Origin of the sequence: Mesonia sediminis (genome assembly GCF_042684705.1) — a bacterium.
Taxonomy (GTDB): Bacteria; Bacteroidota; Bacteroidia; order Flavobacteriales; family Flavobacteriaceae; genus Mesonia; species Mesonia sediminis.
The window spans coordinates 655513-673797 of record NZ_JBHULZ010000041.1 but is presented as its reverse complement, the minus strand read 5'-3'; the positions used below and the strand labels follow the sequence as shown (position 1 = coordinate 673797).

16 protein-coding genes and 3 tRNA genes are annotated in these 18285 nt (G+C 36.6%); 11 read left to right on the top strand and 8 right to left on the bottom strand.

Going from position 1 to position 18285, the window contains the following annotated elements:
- Nucleotides 1-9: 9 nt before the first annotated feature.
- From ACFSQ0_RS11140 to ACFSQ0_RS11125, 4 genes are all read left to right on the top strand, one after another.
- Complete coding sequence (locus ACFSQ0_RS11140; RefSeq protein ID WP_379048262.1) at nt 10-1365, top strand: DUF4876 domain-containing protein; 1356 nt, start codon at nt 10-12, stop codon at nt 1363-1365.
- 10 nt (nt 1366-1375) lie between these two features.
- Nucleotides 1376-2938 carry a DUF6850 family outer membrane beta-barrel protein gene (locus ACFSQ0_RS11135; protein WP_379048260.1) on the top strand — a complete coding sequence of 521 codons (1563 nt, stop codon included), beginning with the start codon at nt 1376-1378 and terminating at the stop codon, nt 2936-2938.
- A complete protein-coding gene (locus tag ACFSQ0_RS11130) occupies nt 2883-4076 on the top strand; it encodes a cytochrome-c peroxidase (RefSeq protein WP_379048258.1) in 1194 nt (397 codons plus the stop codon). The genes ACFSQ0_RS11135 and ACFSQ0_RS11130 overlap by 56 nt, the downstream gene beginning before the upstream one ends.
- Before the next feature lie 94 nt (nt 4077-4170).
- Nucleotides 4171-4416, top strand: coding sequence for a hypothetical protein (locus tag ACFSQ0_RS11125; RefSeq protein ID WP_379048256.1), 246 nt, complete (start codon nt 4171-4173; stop codon nt 4414-4416).
- Between the two features lie 283 nt (nt 4417-4699).
- Here ACFSQ0_RS11125 and ACFSQ0_RS11120 read toward each other — a convergent pair.
- From ACFSQ0_RS11120 to ACFSQ0_RS11110, 3 genes are all read right to left on the bottom strand, one after another.
- A tRNA-Leu gene (locus tag ACFSQ0_RS11120) sits at nt 4700-4783 on the bottom strand.
- Between the two features lie 116 nt (nt 4784-4899).
- Nucleotides 4900-4972: transfer RNA gene (locus tag ACFSQ0_RS11115), tRNA-Lys, on the bottom strand.
- A gap of 144 nt (nt 4973-5116) precedes the next feature.
- A tRNA-Lys gene (locus ACFSQ0_RS11110) sits at nt 5117-5189 on the bottom strand.
- A gap of 125 nt (nt 5190-5314) precedes the next feature.
- On the opposite strand from ACFSQ0_RS11110, the gene ACFSQ0_RS11105 reads away from it, so the two are divergent.
- Complete coding sequence (locus tag ACFSQ0_RS11105) at nt 5315-5833, top strand: shikimate kinase (protein WP_379048254.1); 519 nt, start codon at nt 5315-5317, stop codon at nt 5831-5833.
- Here the strand turns inward: ACFSQ0_RS11105 and ACFSQ0_RS11100 are convergent.
- Both ACFSQ0_RS11100 and ACFSQ0_RS11095 read right to left on the bottom strand, forming a co-directional pair.
- Nucleotides 5822-6316, bottom strand: coding sequence for a phosphoribosyltransferase family protein (locus ACFSQ0_RS11100; RefSeq protein WP_379048252.1), 495 nt, complete (start codon nt 6314-6316; stop codon nt 5822-5824). The two genes, ACFSQ0_RS11105 and ACFSQ0_RS11100, sit on opposite strands and share 12 nt — an antisense overlap.
- The gene (locus tag ACFSQ0_RS11095; protein ID WP_379048250.1) at nt 6297-6728 is read right to left on the bottom strand and encodes an RNA-binding S4 domain-containing protein; all 432 of its coding nucleotides are present in this window, start codon (nt 6726-6728) and stop codon (nt 6297-6299) included. The genes ACFSQ0_RS11100 and ACFSQ0_RS11095 overlap by 20 nt, the downstream gene beginning before the upstream one ends.
- Before the next feature lie 66 nt (nt 6729-6794).
- Here ACFSQ0_RS11095 and ACFSQ0_RS11090 point away from each other — a divergent pair, with 66 nt between their 5' ends.
- The 3 genes from ACFSQ0_RS11090 to cmk all read left to right on the top strand — a co-directional run bounded on the left by ACFSQ0_RS11090 (nt 6795) and on the right by cmk (nt 9703).
- Nucleotides 6795-7739, top strand: a complete 945-nt coding sequence (locus ACFSQ0_RS11090; protein ID WP_379048248.1) for an FKBP-type peptidyl-prolyl cis-trans isomerase — start codon at nt 6795-6797, stop codon at nt 7737-7739.
- 143 nt (nt 7740-7882) lie between these two features.
- On the top strand, nt 7883-8908 hold the full coding sequence (gene porQ / locus ACFSQ0_RS11085; RefSeq protein WP_379048246.1) for a type IX secretion system protein PorQ: 1026 nt from the start codon (nt 7883-7885) through the stop codon (nt 8906-8908).
- 96 nt (nt 8909-9004) lie between these two features.
- On the top strand, nt 9005-9703 hold the full coding sequence (cmk, locus tag ACFSQ0_RS11080; protein ID WP_379048835.1) for a (d)CMP kinase: 699 nt from the start codon (nt 9005-9007) through the stop codon (nt 9701-9703).
- A 73-nt stretch (nt 9704-9776) separates the two neighbouring features.
- Here cmk and ACFSQ0_RS11075 read toward each other — a convergent pair whose 3' ends face one another.
- The 3 genes from ACFSQ0_RS11075 to ACFSQ0_RS11065 are packed head-to-tail and all read right to left on the bottom strand — an operon-like array spanning nt 9777 to nt 13350.
- On the bottom strand, nt 9777-10826 hold the full coding sequence (locus ACFSQ0_RS11075) for an Omp28-related outer membrane protein (RefSeq protein WP_379048244.1): 1050 nt from the start codon (nt 10824-10826) through the stop codon (nt 9777-9779).
- Between the two features lie 12 nt (nt 10827-10838).
- Nucleotides 10839-11570, bottom strand: a complete 732-nt coding sequence (locus ACFSQ0_RS11070; RefSeq protein WP_379048242.1) for a T9SS type A sorting domain-containing protein — start codon at nt 11568-11570, stop codon at nt 10839-10841.
- Between the two features lie 49 nt (nt 11571-11619).
- A complete protein-coding gene (locus ACFSQ0_RS11065; protein ID WP_379048240.1) occupies nt 11620-13350 on the bottom strand; it encodes a T9SS type A sorting domain-containing protein in 1731 nt (576 codons plus the stop codon).
- Nucleotides 13351-13497: 147 nt separating this feature from the next.
- On the opposite strand from ACFSQ0_RS11065, the gene ACFSQ0_RS11060 reads away from it, so the two are divergent.
- From ACFSQ0_RS11060 to ACFSQ0_RS11050, 3 genes are all read left to right on the top strand, one after another.
- A complete protein-coding gene (locus tag ACFSQ0_RS11060) occupies nt 13498-13977 on the top strand; it encodes a TlpA family protein disulfide reductase (RefSeq protein WP_379048238.1) in 480 nt (159 codons plus the stop codon).
- Nucleotides 13977-15674: a DUF6029 family protein gene (locus tag ACFSQ0_RS11055; protein ID WP_379048236.1), complete on the top strand. Its 1698-nt coding sequence runs from the start codon at nt 13977-13979 to the stop codon at nt 15672-15674. The genes ACFSQ0_RS11060 and ACFSQ0_RS11055 overlap by 1 nt, the downstream gene beginning before the upstream one ends.
- A gap of 218 nt (nt 15675-15892) precedes the next feature.
- The gene (locus ACFSQ0_RS11050) at nt 15893-18280 is read left to right on the top strand and encodes a heavy metal translocating P-type ATPase (protein ID WP_379048234.1); all 2388 of its coding nucleotides are present in this window, start codon (nt 15893-15895) and stop codon (nt 18278-18280) included.
- The last annotated feature ends 5 nt before the right edge of the window (nt 18281-18285 follow it).

Sequence of the window (18285 nt, the reverse complement as noted above, 5' to 3'; positions counted from 1 at the left end):
TCAATAACAATGAGATTAATTCAATTCGGTTTTACACTTTTAGTGCTATTAGGCTTAAGTGCTTGCTCAAATGATGATGATTTTGGAGGAAGCGGACTAGAAACCCAAAGTTTTTCGGTGTATTTAAATTATGACGATCAGAGTTTTAACGGGAAACCTGTAAACCAAGGAAAGGTAGTTCTAACCAATACCAATACAGGAGATACCTATCAAGCCACGTCGGGCAGTAAGGGTGTGGCTAGCTTTGAAGCGGTATTACCCGGTACTTATAATGTTTCGGCTAGTTTAACGTTAAACGCGCAATCTTTCGAGCAAAACTTTGGTTATGCTCCAAGTAGCGAAGAGGTTATATTTAATGCCAGTCAAGAAAATATTGTTGTTAACGCCAATACACTTTCGGTTAATTTAACTTTAGACGCCGCCAGAATTGGAGATTTAGTAATTAAGCAAATTTACTATGCCGGTTCAGACACTAAAAATGGAGCTCTTTTTCGAGATCAATTTATCGAAATTTATAACAATTCTAACGAAGTGATTTATGCAGACGGTCTGTACGTTGCGCAATTGTACGGACGATCAAAAACCAATAGTGCAGCTTACACCTTACCCACAGGTCAATTTGACTGGAGTCAGTCTATAGGTATGAGCATGGGCATTAAAGCTAACACAGATTACGTTTATGCAGATTATGTATTGCAAATACCTGGTACTGGGACCGATTACCCTTTACAACCGGGAGAAAGCTTCGTGATAGCTCAAAATGCCCTAAATCATAAACAACCCTTAGTAGATAATAATGGTGATCCTATAGAAATTGGGGATCCATCGCTTACAGTAGATTTAAGCTCTGCAGAGTTTGAAGTGTATTTGGGAGACTTTAGAGTAGCGATTGGCGAGCAGCCTTACCAATGGGATATTCAAAACCCGGCAGTGCAAGATGTAAATTTAGCATTCTGGGGAAGAGAAAATTACTTTAGCAATAATAAGGACTTTGTGTTAGATAGTTTTGGGAGAGATAGTTTTGCCATTTTCAGAGCAGATGACCAAGATTTTGCCGCCTATGCTAATTATAGCGACCCCTCTGTGGTGCAAATTGAAGATAATACTAATTTTTACCTGCAAATTCCCGTTGCTCAGTTAATTGACGGAGTAGATTTGCAGCACTATAACCCATCCTTGCAACGTCCAAAAATGTTACCTCCTACGGTAGACGCTTCCGCGATAAGCGTAGATGGTATATATAATTCACAAAGCGTTATGCGTAAAACCAAGACTACTGTTAACGGGCGTATAATCTTAGAAGATAGCAACAACTCTGCACTGGACTTTAAAGTGATGAATAAAGCTATCCCTAAAGGATTTTAAACAATAAAGTATGTTAAACAAAAGAGGTTGTATTGTTATTCTGTTGGCGTTTTGGGCTAATTTAAGTTGGGCACAGCTTAAAGATAGTGTAGATTTAAGTCAAAACACCTACCATAAAAACAGCTTGCAAAACCTATTGGCACAACCTCTTTTGTATAGCCAGTACCGTTATAAAAACTTCACACAAAGCAGTGTAGCTTTTGTGCAAGAAAAACGCCGATTCAAACGAGTGCAAACTCCTTTAAAAAACACCGAATGGCGTTTTAATACAAAAGGTTTATATGCCATTAATTCACGGTTGAGGTTGTATGGCAAATTTTTATTTACCAAAAGTTTTGAAAAAGATTTAGGTTATACTTTGGGTTTAGAGCGCAGTACCAACCGGCCTGTGTTAGATCCGCATTATTTCTTTGCGCCTAAAAAAGCCGACTGGGAAAGTCAATTCTACCAAATAGCAGGAGGGGCAACTTACTTGTTAAGCAAAAATTGGTCTTTTGCTTTGAATGTAGGCTACGAGAATCAACAGGCCTACCGATTACAAGACCCAAGGCCCGAAATTACCGCTGCTTTTTACAAAGCGAATGCCCACCTAGGTTACACTCAAGGAAAGCATAAAATTGCAGCACAAGTAGGGATAGGACGAAGAACCGAAAACCACCAATCACTTTATGTAGATGATGCATTAAACTCGCCCGCATATCCTGATACTTTCACCCAATTTTCTTCGGGTTATGGCTTGGTGACTTTTAATGAGTCTTATTTCAAACATTTACGAAGAGAAATACCCAAAACTTGGGGTTTCGCCTACCAATATTCAGCTACTAGTTGGGCGCTTTCTGGCGCTTATACTTATCATACTGGCGTGAGTAAACTCTATGCTGCTGATGCCAATAATCAGATTTATTATGATGAAAGTTTAGTAAGTCACGCCTATCGCAAAGAGAAACAAAATTTGCGCATTCAAGCGGATTATGAGGGTAATAAACTAGATGCTTCTTGGGGTTTACATTATAAACATACCCAAGGCGATAATTATATTGAACAAGCTGAGGGGCAAAATTTTAGGTTAACCGAAGAACAAATCGGTTTTAATTTAAAGCTTTTGAGAGAAGAGCGGGAGCGTATCTTGTGGCAAACCCAAGCTAATATGAATTTGTTTGTAGGAGAATATATTGACTTATTGGGTTATACGCATAAAGAAATACAAACTTTAGTAACAGAAATCGAAATAGGTCGTACGATATATCAGAAAAACAATCATAATTTATTTGTTGCTTTACAAAGCTTGTATTCTCACGCTCTACAACAGAAATTGGACTGGCAGCAAGTAACAGAAAATACGACTTTCATAGATGAAGTTGTGTTTCCCGATCATGCTTATGAGAGGACTAATAGGTTGTTAACCGGGTTAACCGCGGCCTACACTCGATCTATTGATAACGAAAGAAGTTTAAGATTGCGTCTGCAGTACGCACTAGAAACGGCGCTTCATCCGGTCGATAAAAATTTAAATTTTGATGCGAATAATAAAATCAATTCCTTTGTTGGATTTTGCATCACCTTATCCTATTAATGCGATGAAAAGAATTTTATATATTATACTATTGATTGCCTGCTTTGGATGTCAAAACAAGCAATCGAAATCAGATTCTTATAGTATTATCGAATTAAAAGCACGCTACGGAAGCGGAGATTTGAAACAATGGCCAGCCCCTCAATTAGACACAAGTGTACAAGATTTTCAAGAAATCGGGAGTCTTCCACCCTTAAACCTAGCTCAGGATGATTCAATATACAAAGCCAAAAGGCTATTGGGTAAATTACTATTTTATGATCCAAGGCTGTCGGGTAGTAAACAGATAGCTTGTGCCTCTTGTCACGATCCCGATTTGGGTTGGGCAGATGGAAAACGGGTAGCCCACGGTCATAATCGGGCTACTGGTGAAAGAAATACCATGTCTATTTTAAATATCGCCTACGTTACTTCATTTTTTTGGGATGGAAGAGCTGAAACCTTGGCGGAACAAGCACGGGAAGCCATGGAGAATCCTATTGAAATGAATCAGCATATGCAAGTATCTGTTAAATCTGTTCGCGAAATACCTGGTTATGTACCTTATTTTAAGCAGGCTTTTGGGGAGTCTGAAATCAGTAGTGAGAAACTATTAGAGGCTCTGGCCGTTTTTGAAAAAAGTATTGTGAGTCGCAAAAGCAGATTTGATCGTTTTATCGCAGGTGACACCACTCAGCTCAGCAATGATGAGGTTCAAGGTTTGCATTTATTTAGGACTAAAGCGCGTTGTATCAATTGTCATCATTCTCCCTTATTTTCTGACGGGCAATTTCATGATTTAGGCTTATCTTACTACGGTCGTAAATATGAAGATTTGGGTAGGTATCAAGTTACTAAAAAGGCCGAGGATGTAGGTAAATTCAGGACACCTTCTTTACGTGAATTGGCGCATACCGCCCCCTATATGCATAATGGTTTATTCCCGCACTTAGAAGGTATAATTAATATGTATAATGCGGGTATGGTTAGTTTAAAACCGAATGAGGCGCAACAAAAAGACAGCCTTTTTCCAGTGAAATCTGAGTTGTTGCGCCCGTTAGAACTCACTACGCTTGAACAGGAGCAACTGGAAGCATTCCTATTAAGTTTATCATCTACAATTTATAGAGAACCTGCACCTGACCAATTGCCTCAATAGTAAATTAGATAATCAAGAGGCCGTTAACTTAGTTTATATTGTTTCTAAATCAAATCTACTTTATATTTGGTTATAATCTTAAAAAATTAATGTTATGGCTATAAGAATGGGAAATAATTGCGTTAATTGTAAAAATGCAAATGATGCGATGCAATGTAAAATTCATGAGGTAAAAGTGAGTGCTAACTATACTTGTGATCAATTTGATATGAAGGCAGAAATTCAAAACGAGCGAAATTGTTTAACTTGTTTACGTTATGAGGGACCAACGTGTGCTCATCCGCAGAAAGCAGCAGAGGGTATGTTGTGCTCGAGTTGGGCGCCAGATACGGCAGCATAGTCTGAAAGAATAAAATTAAATAACCGGGCATTTGCTCGGTTATTTTTGTTTGCTACCTTAAAGAATCACTAGAGATTGCCGAGGTTTATTAATCGACTATAGATTAGATTCTTGTTTCCACTCAAACAGACATCTCAAACTCAATATTATATAATTGAGTAATCTAATTTTATGCATTAAATGATGAAAACTTTGAAGCGGAATAAAAGGAGATTACTTAGCCCTCTAGTGACCCCTGGAATTTCCTTTTGTAGCATTTACAGGGTATTAGAGATCTTTATTGTGCCCAGGATGGGAGTCGAACCCACACGCTCTAATGAACACATGGCCCTCAACCATGCCTGTCTACCAGTTCCAGCACCTGGGCGTTTATAAGGTGCTACAGGTTAATTAAACTAATAAAGATAATTACTTTTGTTTAATTTCACCTGGATAAATTATCGTTTAAACAAGAAACCCTGCTAAAAAAAAGCAGGGTTTTTGTGATCTGGCTGGGGCTCGAACCCAGGACCCTCTCCTTAAAAGGGAGATGCTCTACCAACTGAGCTACCAGATCTTAATTTTTTTGTTGTCTAAACAACTTTAAAAGAACGATACCTGTAATTAGGTCTCATTTGTTAATCTAAGTGGTAATTTCTTTGAATTAAAAGATTATTCTTAGAATGAACTTTTAATTCAATAAAAATTAAAACTTTAAAAGTGATCTGGCTGGGGCTCGAACCCAGGACCCTCTCCTTAAAAGGGAGATGCTCTACCAACTGAGCTACCAGATCTTATCAATATTTTTATTGCCTGAACGCGGGTGCAAATATATAATCAATATTCAAATTATCAAGAAAAAAATGAGAGAATTTTCATATATTTCAAAAAAAAAGAGAATTCAATAAAATATGCGCTTATGAAAATTGTTTTGATGGGTTATATGGGTAGTGGTAAATCTTACTATGCTCAGCTGTTAGCTAAGGAGTTAGGGTTTAAATACCTTGATTTAGATATTGAGATTGAAAAAAAAGCAGGAAAAAGTATAAGCGCTATTTTTTCTAGTCGAGGAGAAATCTTTTTTCGGAAACTTGAGAACCAATTACTAGACGAACTATTAAAAACTCAAGATAATTTTGTTTTAGCCTTGGGAGGCGGTACACCTTGTTATGGAAATAATTTAGAGTTGATTGTAAACACACCCAACCTAAAGAGTATTTATTTAAAACGAGATTTAAGTTATCTTTTATATATTTTATGGGAAGAAAAAAACAAACGCCCTATGATTGCTCATTTAAATAAAATAGAAGATCTCGAAGATTTTATTCGCAAGCATTTGTTTGAGCGCCAATATTATTACCGGCAAGCCCATTTTAGTCTAAATCCCACTAAAGACGCTAATGAAACTTTAAATGCAATAAGGCAATTACTCCATTAAATACGCTGTGTAAGGCTTGTCAAAATTAACTTTTACCGTCTCGCTTAAAGAGGTGGAAAGCGATAAACCAACAAAATCTGCTTTAATGGGATATTTTTTGTGACTTCGGTCTACCAATACGGCAGTTTGTATTTTTTTTACCGGTTGGTCGAGAAAAAAATTAACCGCGTAAATCAAGGTAGAGCCGCTATTTAAAACATCATCTACGATGATAACCGATTCATTCTTATATTCTGAAACGGCAATACTGGCTTCAATTCCGTTTAACGGATTTTTCTTATCCAGTTTGAGACTCACTAGCTTGATTTTAATATCGCTTATCTCCTCCAAGCATGTCTTAATTTTTTCGGCAAAGGTATAGCCTTTGTTCTTTATACCGGCTAGTATTATTTGTGGTTCATTTAAATTACTCTCATAAATTTGAAAGGCAATACGTCTTATTTTGTATTGAATCTCTTGTTGGTTAAGAATGGCTGTTTTCATCTTTTTTAAAATTAGAGTCGTTATCGCTTAATTTATTTGTATCTTGGGGATGGTCAAACCAATCATCAATATCACGACGGTCTTTTTTTGTGGGTCTTCCGGTCCCTTTTTTGCGATAATAATCCTTGCTATATTTTAGTAAATCTAACTTTTCTAAATTCTCTTTTGGTGTGATATCGGTGGCGTAGATCGAAACCAACTTAGCTCCAACACGTGAGGGGGGTAAGTCAAGCACACGTAGCTTATAATTAATTTGATTTTTGCGCACCTCAATTTCATCGCCAGGGTAAACTTCGCGAGAAGGTTTTAATGCATCACCGTTAACGTTTACATGGCCTTTTTTACAAGCTTGCGTAGCAATACTTCTCGTTTTAAAATACCGAACACACCACAAATACTTATCTACTCGCATAAATCTATTTTGTATTTAAAAACAAAAATAAAAGAAAATTGTATCTTGCAGGCTTAAAATTAAGAAATGATGAAAGTAAAAAATTGGATCTACGGTCTGGGTGTTGCTTGCCTTATAGTAATTGCAGCGTGTAGCCCCGATGATGACGGCGGCAGTAAGGTAAAATTGAGAGATTATGCAGAGGTTTACGAGGAAAATCGTGTTGAAATTGAAGAATACCTAAAAACGCATTATTTTAAAGTGCGTACCGACATAAATAATCCAAGCCTTAAAGAAATTGTTTTTGATACAATAGCCGGGGCTAATGCCGATAAAGTTTCTATTTTTGATTCACCCGAATTAAAATCAAAAACTATTACAACCAATGATGTAAATTATACCTTGTATTATTTGCAAGTGCGAAAAGGGGCCGAAACAGCTTACCAGCCTACTTTTGCTGATAATGCTATAGCGGGCTATGCGGGATATCGTTTAAACGGTGATAATTTTGATGGCAGTGTTAACCCCGTTGAATTTACCTTGCCTACTTCTTTAAATGGAAGTGTGATTCGTGGTTTTATGCTAGGATTAATTGAGTTTAGAGGTGCATCTGATTTTACTGAAAACAGCGATGGAACTATTACCTACGCAGATGATTACGGAATAGGAGCTGTTTTTATTCCGTCTGGTTTGGGTTATTACGCCACACCGCCTAGTGCTAGTATTCGTGCCTATGAGCCTATTATGTTTACCTTCCAACTTTATGCGGGAAAACAAATGGATCATGATAATGACGGAATTCCTTCTTATTTAGAAGATAAAAATAACAATATGTTCTTTGATGATGATAGTGATGGCGATAGAATACCTGACTTCAATGACCCTGATGATGACAATGACGGCGTACCAACAGCCGATGAAATAGAAGTGAACGATCTTAATGAAGACGGTATTATTACCGCAGATGAAATTGATTTTATCGATACCGATAACGACGGCACACCAGACTATTTAGATCCTAAGGTATTTTAAGGATTTTAATTTATGCTATTTGTAAAACACCCACATTTATGTCTTTAAGTGAGGGTGTTTTTTTTAGTACTCGTCAAAACCAGTTAAGCAAAATATTTAGAGAAAACCTACGTTAAATACTATAATTACTTACATTTGCGCCTATGCAAAAATATAGGGTTATTTTGTTTTTAATACTGGGTTGGCGTCTTTCGGCTCAAATAGGAGGACAAGCAACATATCAGTTTTTAAACCTATCGGCATCACCCAAGCAAGCTGCTTTAGGAGGTAAAAATATTACAGGATATTCTTATGATCCTACAGATGCTTTATACAATCCCGCTGCGATTAATGCCGAAATGGATAACCAAATTTCTCTAAACTATATCAATTACCTAGCCGATGTTAATTATGGCTCAGCTTCCTATGCTTATTTATTTGATAGGAGAACACAGGTTTTTCATACAGGAATACAGTATATAAATTATGGAAGTTTCGATGGTTATGATGAATTTGGCAATGCAACGGGCAGTTTTAGCGGAGGGGAAGCCGCCCTGTCTTTTGGTTATGCCTACAACCTGCCTAGAACAAATTTTTTCATAGGAGCCCAAATTAAATTAATCACCTCAAAATTAGAGCAATACACCTCATTAGGTGGAGCCGTAGATTTAGGTGTTACCTATTATGATGAAGATTTAAAACTCGTCATAGCTGGTGCATTACGAAATTTAGGTACGCAATTTACCACCTATCATGAGCTGCACGAATCTTTGCCAACTGAATTTATAGTAGGCATTTCGCAAACCGCCTCAAACATCCCCGTTCGTTGGCATATAACTTTTGAAAACCTTCAAGAATGGAATATAGCCTTTAGCAATTCTAACCGAAATGAAACTGATCTCAATGGAAATGTTACCAAAGATGATCCTAGTTTTTTTAATAATGTATTGCGACATACCATTGTTGGTGCCGAATTTTTTCCCGAGAGCGGTTTTAACTTACGGCTGGGATATAGTTTTCGTAGGGGAGAAGAATTACGAATTTTAGACCAAAGAGCCTTCGCCGGGATTAGTGCAGGCTTATCGATTAAATTCAATAAAATCAGGCTCAGTTATACCTACGCACAGTTTAGCAGCGCTGCAAATGCGAGTTTCTTCGGCTTAATTATCGATTTGCAAAATAGGTATTAACCTATATTTAGGTATTTGAAACTTGGTGTCTAAATGGGTCAAGCCGAATATAATTCAATTAAAAAAACTACTTTTGTTTTGAAAAATAATATTGATTTGAAGAAGATTATCATTGCCATTGACGGGCATTCAAGCACAGGAAAAAGCACTATTGCAAAACAACTCGCAAAAGAATTAGAATATATTTATGTAGATACAGGTGCAATGTATAGGGCGGTAACCTATTACGCTATGAATAATGGATTTATAAGTGAGGAACATTTTGATCGTGAAGGCTTAATAGCGCAATTGAATGAAATTCAGTTAAGTTTTGTCTTCAATGAGGATAAAGGCTATGGCGAAATTTACCTTAACGGTAAGAATATAGAAGAAGCTATAAGGACTTTAAGAGTTTCTAATTTTGTGAGTGCGGTTGCGGCTGTTCCCGAGGTTAGAAAAATGCAAGTGAAGCAACAACTCGAATTGGGAAAAAACAAAGGAATTGTAATGGATGGTCGTGATATTGGTACGGTGGTTTTTCCCGAAGCTGAACTTAAGATTTTTATGACCGCTTCCGCGGATACCCGTGCTAAAAGGCGCTATGATGAGTTGAAAGCTAAAGGTGAAAAAGCTCAGTTTGCCGAAGTATTAAAAAATATTCAAGAACGTGATTATGTCGATAGTAATAGGGAAGACAGTCCGCTTAAACAAGCCGAAGATGCAGTTTTGATCGATAATAGTAATATGGGTGAAAAAGAGCAGTTTGCCGTTGTAAAGCAAATGGCGCTTGACAAAATTAGGCAGGTAAACAGCTAAATTCTAAAAAATAAAAAAATCCGCTTCGAACAAAAAGCGGATTTTTTTTTGAAACATTTTATAAGTGGTGTGGCTAGATCTGTTCAAAGTCTTGATCTTCTCCTAAATTTGCTTTGCGTACATTAATGGCTTTTCCATTTTCATCAATTACAAATGCTACCACTTCAATATTTTGAGAATTTTCCACGTTGCCTGGTACAGCTATTTCGTAATTTACGGTATACACATCATTGATGAATTCTTCTTTAGGAATGTTGTCTCCTAATAAATCGGTTAAACAGCTTCTCAAAACATGGTTGTGTTCAAAATCAGGAACAGGATTCAGGCCGTTGTAATAATTGGTGTAATTTTTCTGTTCATAAATTAAACCATTTTCCAAAACATAAACCACGAGTTTTAAATCTCCAAAATTTTTGGCTTTTTTTACATTCACTTCAATATTTAGCTGATTATTAGCTAAACTATTAGTGATGGCCAATCCTAGTTTAGGGTTTTCTCCTTGGGTTAAATCAAGTACTTGGTTTACATATTCGGTTTCTGGGTTTTTCCACAAAATGGTACGGTTCAAAAATCCCTTAGGATATCCTGGTGTATTTAGTAAATTTTCTAAAACGCTGGCATCATAATTAAAAGGATCATAGGTAGCGCTATTAGGATTTGAACTATCTCTGTGAATGGCCACTGCTACGGCATTGTCTGTACTCGTGAAAACTTGTTCAATTGCCTTGGCTACACGTGTGCAATATCCGCACCAAGTACCTGTGTAGTCTTCGATAAGTACACGCTTTTTAAAGTTGATTTCGCTACCATCGTGGTAATTAAAGACAACTTCATTAGACTTTAAATTATCATAAGTTGCATAGGCTGTATATTCACCGGTTTCATTTGATGTAAATGTGTCGCCTTGAATGGCTTCACCATTAACATAAATAGTAGTGAGCGCTGTAATTTCTTCGCCTCCTTTAGTGGCCGTAAAAACAATGCTATTGTCTATTAAACTCGAGACATTATTGGTGCTTAGCAAAATAGGGTCCTCAGAAGGTAAAATGGTATATTCTTCCTTACACCCTGTAAAACTAAGGCTAATTAAAAAACCAAGGATGAGTATTTTAAAATGATTCATTTTAATAATCAATTATTTTTTTACCACCTTTAAGGTAGCTTTTTGATTTTTAGTTTCAAAACCTAAAAGGTAAACTCCGCTTTTTAAATCACCTAAAAATAAAGTGTTTTGTCCGGCTTGATAGTTTTGAAATACTATTCTTTTTCCCGTTAAATCATATAGGCTAACTTTTCCTATCTCTTGGGCGTTAAAGCTTATTTCTTGCTTAAAAGTAGAGGCCATTAGGTTAACTCCCATATCTTTTAAGTTGTAATTTTTTGTACTTAAAGAAGAATCATAAGTATAGGTAAAGGAAAGGATGTCTCCGATTTCGTTACCGTTAGCATCTACCTCAAAAAATCTAAAACCATAAACTACAGGTTGGTTGGGATCAGTTCCTGGATTAGAATTAAAGAAATGGTCAAAATCATTGTTAGATCCCCCTGGTGCTAGCGTTAATGCTCCGTTTTGCGGATAGGTAGCTCCTGCCGAAATTGTGTTAAAACAGGTGTCACCGAGACAAAACTGAAGATTGGTTCCATCTGAGTTAGTCACTTGAGTAACCTCGGCCATTATGTTTACTGTATTACTGCCGTTATTGGTTATTTTTAATTGTACCTCCGCATTTTTTTGGCCCAAGGTAGAGAATGAAAAATTATCTCCGTCTGCAATGGTCACTCCTTGTGCAGGGTCGGTAATTGTTATTTGAGCCATCGTCGTTAAACTGGCTAAAAATAAGGTAAAAAGTAGGGTAATTTTTTTCATAGTTTGTTTTTTAAGGCACCTAGAAAAACTCTAGGTGCCGTTTTATGAATTATTTCTTTATTAATTTGGTGGTGTAAGTTACGGTTTTACTTGCTAGGTTTACAAAATAAACACCGTTTTCTAAATGCCCGATACCAATCGCTTGCTCTTTTGTCACTTCTTTAGCGCTGTGTACCAGCTTACCAGTAATATCAAATATTTCGATGTTAAAATTGTCTAGGTTATTTACAAAAATAGCATCTTGAGCAGGATTAGGATAAACCGAAATTACAGAAGTATCATTATCGGCTACACCTAAGGTAGTATTTGTTTTAAAAGCTCCTTCAAGTACTAATTCAGATCCAAAATTTCCTACATCTTTGTTGTAAATAATGTTTCCTTGAGACTTGATGGCTATACCAGGTTGAATAGAATTGGTATAAGACCAACCATCACCATAAGAATCTTTTAGTTTAATCGTATAGCACTCTGAAGCTGGTAAGACGTGAGTCGTACTAATAGTAGTCATTGCATTGGGTCCACCTCCATTTTGAGGGCCAGTATAATTACCTCCTGAGGCTACTACGGTACCGCTACTGTCTAGTATTTCCCAACTAGCTTCGGTAGGATAATTATCTGTTCTAATATCAACAGTAATATTTCTTGAACCCTCTAGCGCTTCATCAAAGTTTATTTGTCCAGAGTTGTTGGTATTATCATCGTCATTAGGTATGTTTATGTCAATAGTATTAGAAGCTTGTGGCGTAAAATTGATTACTGGTAAATCAACAACTTCAGATTCACCTATAGAAAGATTACCAGTCCAATTGTGCGTATTTATAGCACCACCGTTAATGCTATACTCAATCGCCAAACTGGTTAGCGTGTTCATTCCATTATTTTGAATGGTAACTTGTGGAGTAACTTCTGTTTTACAAGTATTTTCTATTTCTTTAATTTCAGCTAATTCAATTTCGTTATTAAAGCTAGAGGTTAAAGTCATTACGGCCTCATTTCCGCTAATGATTTCTTCATTACCTTCTGCAACATAAGCAATTACTTCTAATTCACTTAACTCTATAGGAATACTATTGTGGTCGGCAGGGATGGTATAGGTATAGGTTTGGGTAAACAAACTTCCTTGTGTGGTAGTGCTTATTACATCTCCCCATTGTCCTGTTAGAAAGTGAATAAGGCGGTGCATATGATTGTAATTACTTCCCATATTTCCTCCAGATTGAGGTCCAGCGGTATTGTTTTGGTTTAAAGCAATGTTAAGCTTATTAGTTGATACTGGGCTACTACCAGTATAGTAAGCCTCTACATAAACGGTAAGTTCTCTTGTTTGCAGATCAATGTTTGCTGTTGCTGCTACATTTACATAAGAAGACTCTGATAAAATTGTATTGGCTGCAACGGTCCAGAAATTCCTTCCCATTGCGGTTGCTCCCGATGCCATCGCATAACTAGGAAATTCGTGACGGTTTACCTGTCCGGCAGGGTACCCCGTTAAGCCTGATTGCGAGGCCAAAGCGGCTCCAAAATTTGTTCTAAAATCTGGATCACCAGGTCCAGGATTAGCATAACCACCCGTGTGCACATTTACCAGAAAAACGTCACCTGGGTTATTGGTTTTTAAACTTTGAGCAATTGCGTGCCCTTGCGGACAATAACCACAGTAGATACCTGTAAATTCTTCTAAAATCACATTCTTGTTTTCGGGTGTGGTAGACACAATGGTCTGTGCAAAACCAGCCATACTACCCGAAAGCAAAGCCAAGCTAAGTAAAATTCTTTTCATCTAAGTTTAGTTTTAAAAGTTAAGATTATCACAAATATACAATTAATATCAAAAGTTGCTTTTTTTTTAATTTAAAATATGAAGTTTCTTTCTATCTAGGCTATAAATTATATATTTGCTCAGCTTTAACAAACAATTAATAAAACTATGCGAATTCTACTAATTTTTGTAGCCGTTATGATGGCTCATTTTTCACAGGCTCAATCTCAAATGCCTAATGTTCAATTGAAAAATATGGACAATCAATTAAAAAATGTATATAAAGATTATGCTGAAGACGATAAAGTGTATATTTTTTCGTTTTGGGCCACTTGGTGTGCGCCTTGTATTAATGAATTAGAGGCGATTAAAGCGGTTTACACAGACTGGCAAGAAGAGGTAGATGTAGAACTAATCGCTATTTCAATAGACGATGCTCGTACCGTAAAACGAGTAAAACCAATGGTAAATGGTAAAGCTTGGGAGTATGAAATTTTATTAGATACCAACCAAGAACTTAAACGCAAATTACAAATCAACAATGTACCGCATACCATTGTGGTTAAGAATCAAAAGGTAATGCACGTATCTAATGGCTACGCCGAAGGTGCCGAAGAAGAATTGTTCGAAGAAATAAAAGCTTTGTAATGATAAAAAGAATATCAACGCTAGTAGTTTTTCTGGCGGCAGGTTTGATTTCTCAGGCTCAAGAAACAGATGATGAAAATAAAATAAAAGGTAGATTTTATGGTGGGCTAGAATCTAATATGCAATATTATGTAGATGACCCAAAATTGGGCGATTTTGAGTTCGATGATCGTTTTAGATCTAACAATTACTTAAACGCCAATTATAATTATGGGAAGTTTACCGCGGGAGTGCAAGTAGAAGCCTACGAAGCTAACTCGCTGCTTAATTATAACCCTAAGTTTGAAGGGACTAATCTGGCAACATTTTATGTCAATTACAAAAGTGATAAAATAGATATTACTTTAGGACATTTTTATGAACAGTTTGGTAGCGGATTGCTTTTACGAACCTGGGAAGATCGCGCTTTAGGAATCAATAATGCTCTTCGTGGAGCACGTATAGTGTACAGACCTAATCATAACATCCGTTTAACTGGCCTTTACGGAAAACAACGTAGTGGTTTTGATGTGACCGATGGAGATATTTACGGATTTGATAGCGAATTTTATCTAACCGATTGGTTGCAATTAGAAAAATCAGATTTATCGGTGGGAGCTTCTTATGTAGGACGATATGAGGAAACCAATATCGAGAATCCAGATTTTTCTGAATTGACCAGCGCGATGGCTTTTCGATTTAATTATTACTTGGGTTCTTTTTATGTAAATGGAGAAGCTAATTATAAAACGGAAGATGCTGTTATTAATGCCAACAATGATATTTCAAATGATTTGGTTAAGGACGGTTCTGCTTATCAAATAAACCTTGGGTACACCAAAAGTGGTTTGGGTATAGATTTGACTTTAAGAAGGCTTGAAAATATGGGGTTTTTCTCAGAACGTAAGCCCGAAGTGATTGATGCTAACAATACCAGTATCAATTACAACGATAAAATAATGAACTATGTGCCAGGTCTTACCAAACAACATCACTCTAATCTAGCTAATATCTATGTATTTCAAGCGCAATACCGTGTAGGAAATCTAGATGTTGATATTCTAAAGTCTGGAGAAACAGGCGGGCAACTCGATGTATATTATACCTTTAAAAAGGGAACAAGTTTAGGAGGTAAATACGGAACCGAAATAGCAGCAAACTTTGCTAGCTGGTACAATTTGGCGGGAGAATACCGGTATTTTCCTCAAGATTATGACACGCAGTTTTTTGGACGAGGGCAAAAGTATTTTTCTGATTATAACCTAGAAATCCGTAAGCGTTTCAGTAAAAATTGGCGTAGCGGTTTCTATTACGTGCACCAGTATTATGATAAGCGATTGGTTGAAGGTGGAGATCAAGTAAATGCTGATATTTTAGCAGTAGAGAATGTGATTAGCTTACCCAATAAAAAATCTTTAAGAGTCGAGCTAGAGCATATGTGGGCCGACGCCGATAGACGCAATTGGGCAGGAGCAACCGTAGAGTTTAACTTCAATAGAAACCTATCGGTTTACTTTTGGGATATCTACAACTATGGTACAAAAAAAGAAGCAGAAAAGAATCATTACTATAATTTCGGAGGGGCTTATCGTTTTGGCGCCACACGAATAGCTTTAAATTACGGACGCCAACGAGGAGGTTTGGTGTGTGTTGGTGGCGTTTGCCGCTTTGTACCCGAAAATACAGGGTTTACACTCAACTTATCTACTTCGTTTTAAATCAATTTATCTTGTCTGTTACGAGATAAGAATTATTCTTAAACCATTTCAGGTCAGTTGTGACTCGAAATGGTTTTTTATTTAGAACCATTATAATTTAAGCTTGGTATTGGTTATCTACAAAATGGTTTTTTAACTTAGAGCAGTATTAAACGATGATTTTGGTCATTGTTATATAGGTACATTAAAAAGACCTTTGCAAGGTAAAATAAGCTGTTATGCAGGATAATTGTTTTCATTGTGGCAACTCTTGTGATCAAGATGCAATTGTATTTGACGAAAAAGCTTTTTGTTGTAGGGGTTGTAAAACCGTTTATGAGTTATTCTCTAGCAATGATTTAGGCTGTTATTATGATTTGCAAGATGCCCCAGGTGCCATTCCAGAAGAGGTAGCTGGTAAATTTGATTATCTAGATAATCAGAAAATAGTTGAGAAACTTGTTGAATTTGACGATGGCGATATTCAAGTGGTAAATTTGTACGTTCCGCATATGCATTGCAGTTCTTGCATATGGATTTTAGAAAACCTACATAAACTGCAAGCACATATTCGAACAGCTCAGGTAAATTTCCCTAAAAAAACAGTTAGAATAACCTATAAATCATCCGCTTTAAGCTTAAAAGAGGTGGTGCAATTGCTCAGTCGCATTGGGTATGAACCCTACATCAGTTTAGATGATTTTGATAAAGGAAAAAAAGAAGTAGACCGCAGCCTTATTTATAAGTTGGCTATTGCCGGATTTGCTTTTGGTAATGTTATGTTCTTGTCTTTTCCTGAATATTTTGAGGTAGAGGAGTATTGGCTTGAAGAGTACAAGCACTTGTTTAGGTGGTTGATGTTTAGCTTCTCTCTACCCGTGGTTTTTTATTCGGGGACAGATTATTTTATATCAGCCTATAAAGGATTAAAGGCTAAAATTTTAAATATAGATGTACCCATAGCATTAGGTATTTTGGTTTTGTTTTTACGGAGTACCATAGAAATATTATTCGATTGGGGTACAGGCTTTTTTGATTCGCTAACTGGTCTTGTTTTCTTTTTGCTTGTGGGTAAATTTTTTCAACAAAAAACCTATAGCTTCCTTTCATTTGAGAGAGATTATAAATCTTATTTTCCTATTGCGGTTACCCGGATAGACAAACAAAATAAATCCGAAGAGAACATTCAAGTATATGATATTGAAGTGGGAGACAGGCTTTTAATCCGCAACAGCGAACTTTTACCGGTAGATGCTATTTTAATTAATGGCGAGGCACAAATAGATTATAGTTTTGTTACAGGAGAAAGAGACCCAGTGCGTAAAGTGTCTGGCGATAAGTTGTTTGCTGGTGGTAAGCAACTTGATGGCGCAATTGAAGTGGAGGCCTTAAAATCTGTAGAGCAAAGTTATTTGACCCAATTATGGAGTAACGATGTGTTTAGTCAGAATAAAGATGCCTCTTTTGTAAATCTGACCAATAAAATAAGCAAGTATTTTACAAGTGTACTTTTGGTTATTTCGCTGGTAGCAACTGCCTTTTGGATCTATTATGACTCTAGCATGGCACTTAATGTTTTTACTGCGGTGCTAATTATCGCGTGCCCATGCGCGCTGGCGCTGTCAACTCCTTTCTCTTTAGGAAATATGCTTCGTATATTTGGTAGGGCTAAGTTTTATTTAAAAAATGCCCACGTAATCGAAAAATTAAATGATCTCGATACGATTATATTTGACAAAACCGGAACCCTAACCACTAATAAAAAAGTAGCTATTACTTATGAAGGTATGAATTTAACCGAGGAGGAGGCTTCTTTGTTGAAAAACACTTTACGGGCTTCGAACCATCCGTTGAGTAGATCTTTGTACACCTTTTTAGCTAGCCAATCTATTAGCACCCTAGACAGTTTTGAAGAAATTACTGGTAAGGGGATGGTAGCTCGACAAGCAGAAAATAGCATTCAAGTTGGCTCGGCGTCGTTTGTAGGTAGCCCGCAGGTTGACAGTCAATTACAAACTACGGTTCACGTAAAGGCCAATCAAGAATATAAAGGGAAGTACACTTTTAATAACCAGTATAGGTCTGGCGTTCAAAAAGTATTTAATGCGCTGTCCCGTTCTTATAAGGTGGTCGTCTTATCGGGTGATAATGCAGGTGAAAAAGAACAACTAGCCAAAATGTTACCCAAAAACACCCAATTGTTGTTTGATCAAAAACCCGATGACAAACTAAATTTTGTAAAAGGACTGCAAGAGAAAGGTGAAAAAGTAATGATGATTGGTGACGGTCTAAACGATGCTGGAGCTTTGGCTCAAAGTGAGGTAGGGGTAGCTATCTCTGAAAATGTAAATGTGTTTTCGCCAGCTTGTGATGCTATTTTAGATGCCGAACAAATGCATAAACTGCCAAGTTTTTTGTTAGCAGCTAGAAAGACAGTGAACACGATTAAATATAGTTTTGTTTTGTCTTTCCTTTATAATGTAATCGGACTTTATTTTGCGGTAACTGGACAGCTGAAACCTGTGATTGCAGCTATTTTAATGCCCTTAAGCTCTATTAGTGTATTGATTTTTGTTACCTTGCTAACCAATTATACCAGTAGAAAGTTGAAATTATTTAAAAATTGATAATT

Excerpts from the sequence above, each read along its gene's own strand:
- ACFSQ0_RS11055 (WP_379048236.1), top strand. The coding sequence starts at position 13,977 with ATGATAAAAAGAATATCAACGCTAGTAGTTTTTCTGGCGGCAGGTTTG.
- ACFSQ0_RS11135 (WP_379048260.1), top strand. The coding sequence starts at position 1,376 with ATGTTAAACAAAAGAGGTTGTATTGTTATTCTGTTGGCGTTTTGGGCT.
- ACFSQ0_RS11060 (WP_379048238.1), top strand. The coding sequence starts at position 13,498 with ATGCGAATTCTACTAATTTTTGTAGCCGTTATGATGGCTCATTTTTCA.
- ACFSQ0_RS11100 (WP_379048252.1), bottom strand. The coding sequence starts at position 6,316 with ATGAAAACAGCCATTCTTAACCAACAAGAGATTCAATACAAAATAAGA.
- ACFSQ0_RS11090 (WP_379048248.1), top strand. The coding sequence starts at position 6,795 with ATGATGAAAGTAAAAAATTGGATCTACGGTCTGGGTGTTGCTTGCCTT.
- ACFSQ0_RS11050 (WP_379048234.1), top strand. The coding sequence starts at position 15,893 with ATGCAGGATAATTGTTTTCATTGTGGCAACTCTTGTGATCAAGATGCA.
- ACFSQ0_RS11130 (WP_379048258.1), top strand. The coding sequence starts at position 2,883 with ATGCGAATAATAAAATCAATTCCTTTGTTGGATTTTGCATCACCTTAT.
- ACFSQ0_RS11140 (WP_379048262.1), top strand. The coding sequence starts at position 10 with ATGAGATTAATTCAATTCGGTTTTACACTTTTAGTGCTATTAGGCTTA.
- ACFSQ0_RS11105 (WP_379048254.1), top strand. The coding sequence starts at position 5,315 with ATGAAAATTGTTTTGATGGGTTATATGGGTAGTGGTAAATCTTACTAT.
- ACFSQ0_RS11125 (WP_379048256.1), top strand. The coding sequence starts at position 4,171 with ATGGCTATAAGAATGGGAAATAATTGCGTTAATTGTAAAAATGCAAAT.
- ACFSQ0_RS11065 (WP_379048240.1), bottom strand. The coding sequence starts at position 13,350 with ATGAAAAGAATTTTACTTAGCTTGGCTTTGCTTTCGGGTAGTATGGCT.
- ACFSQ0_RS11070 (WP_379048242.1), bottom strand. The coding sequence starts at position 11,570 with ATGAAAAAAATTACCCTACTTTTTACCTTATTTTTAGCCAGTTTAACG.
- ACFSQ0_RS11095 (WP_379048250.1), bottom strand. The coding sequence starts at position 6,728 with ATGCGAGTAGATAAGTATTTGTGGTGTGTTCGGTATTTTAAAACGAGA.
- ACFSQ0_RS11075 (WP_379048244.1), bottom strand. The coding sequence starts at position 10,826 with ATGAATCATTTTAAAATACTCATCCTTGGTTTTTTAATTAGCCTTAGT.
- porQ (WP_379048246.1), top strand. The coding sequence starts at position 7,883 with ATGCAAAAATATAGGGTTATTTTGTTTTTAATACTGGGTTGGCGTCTT.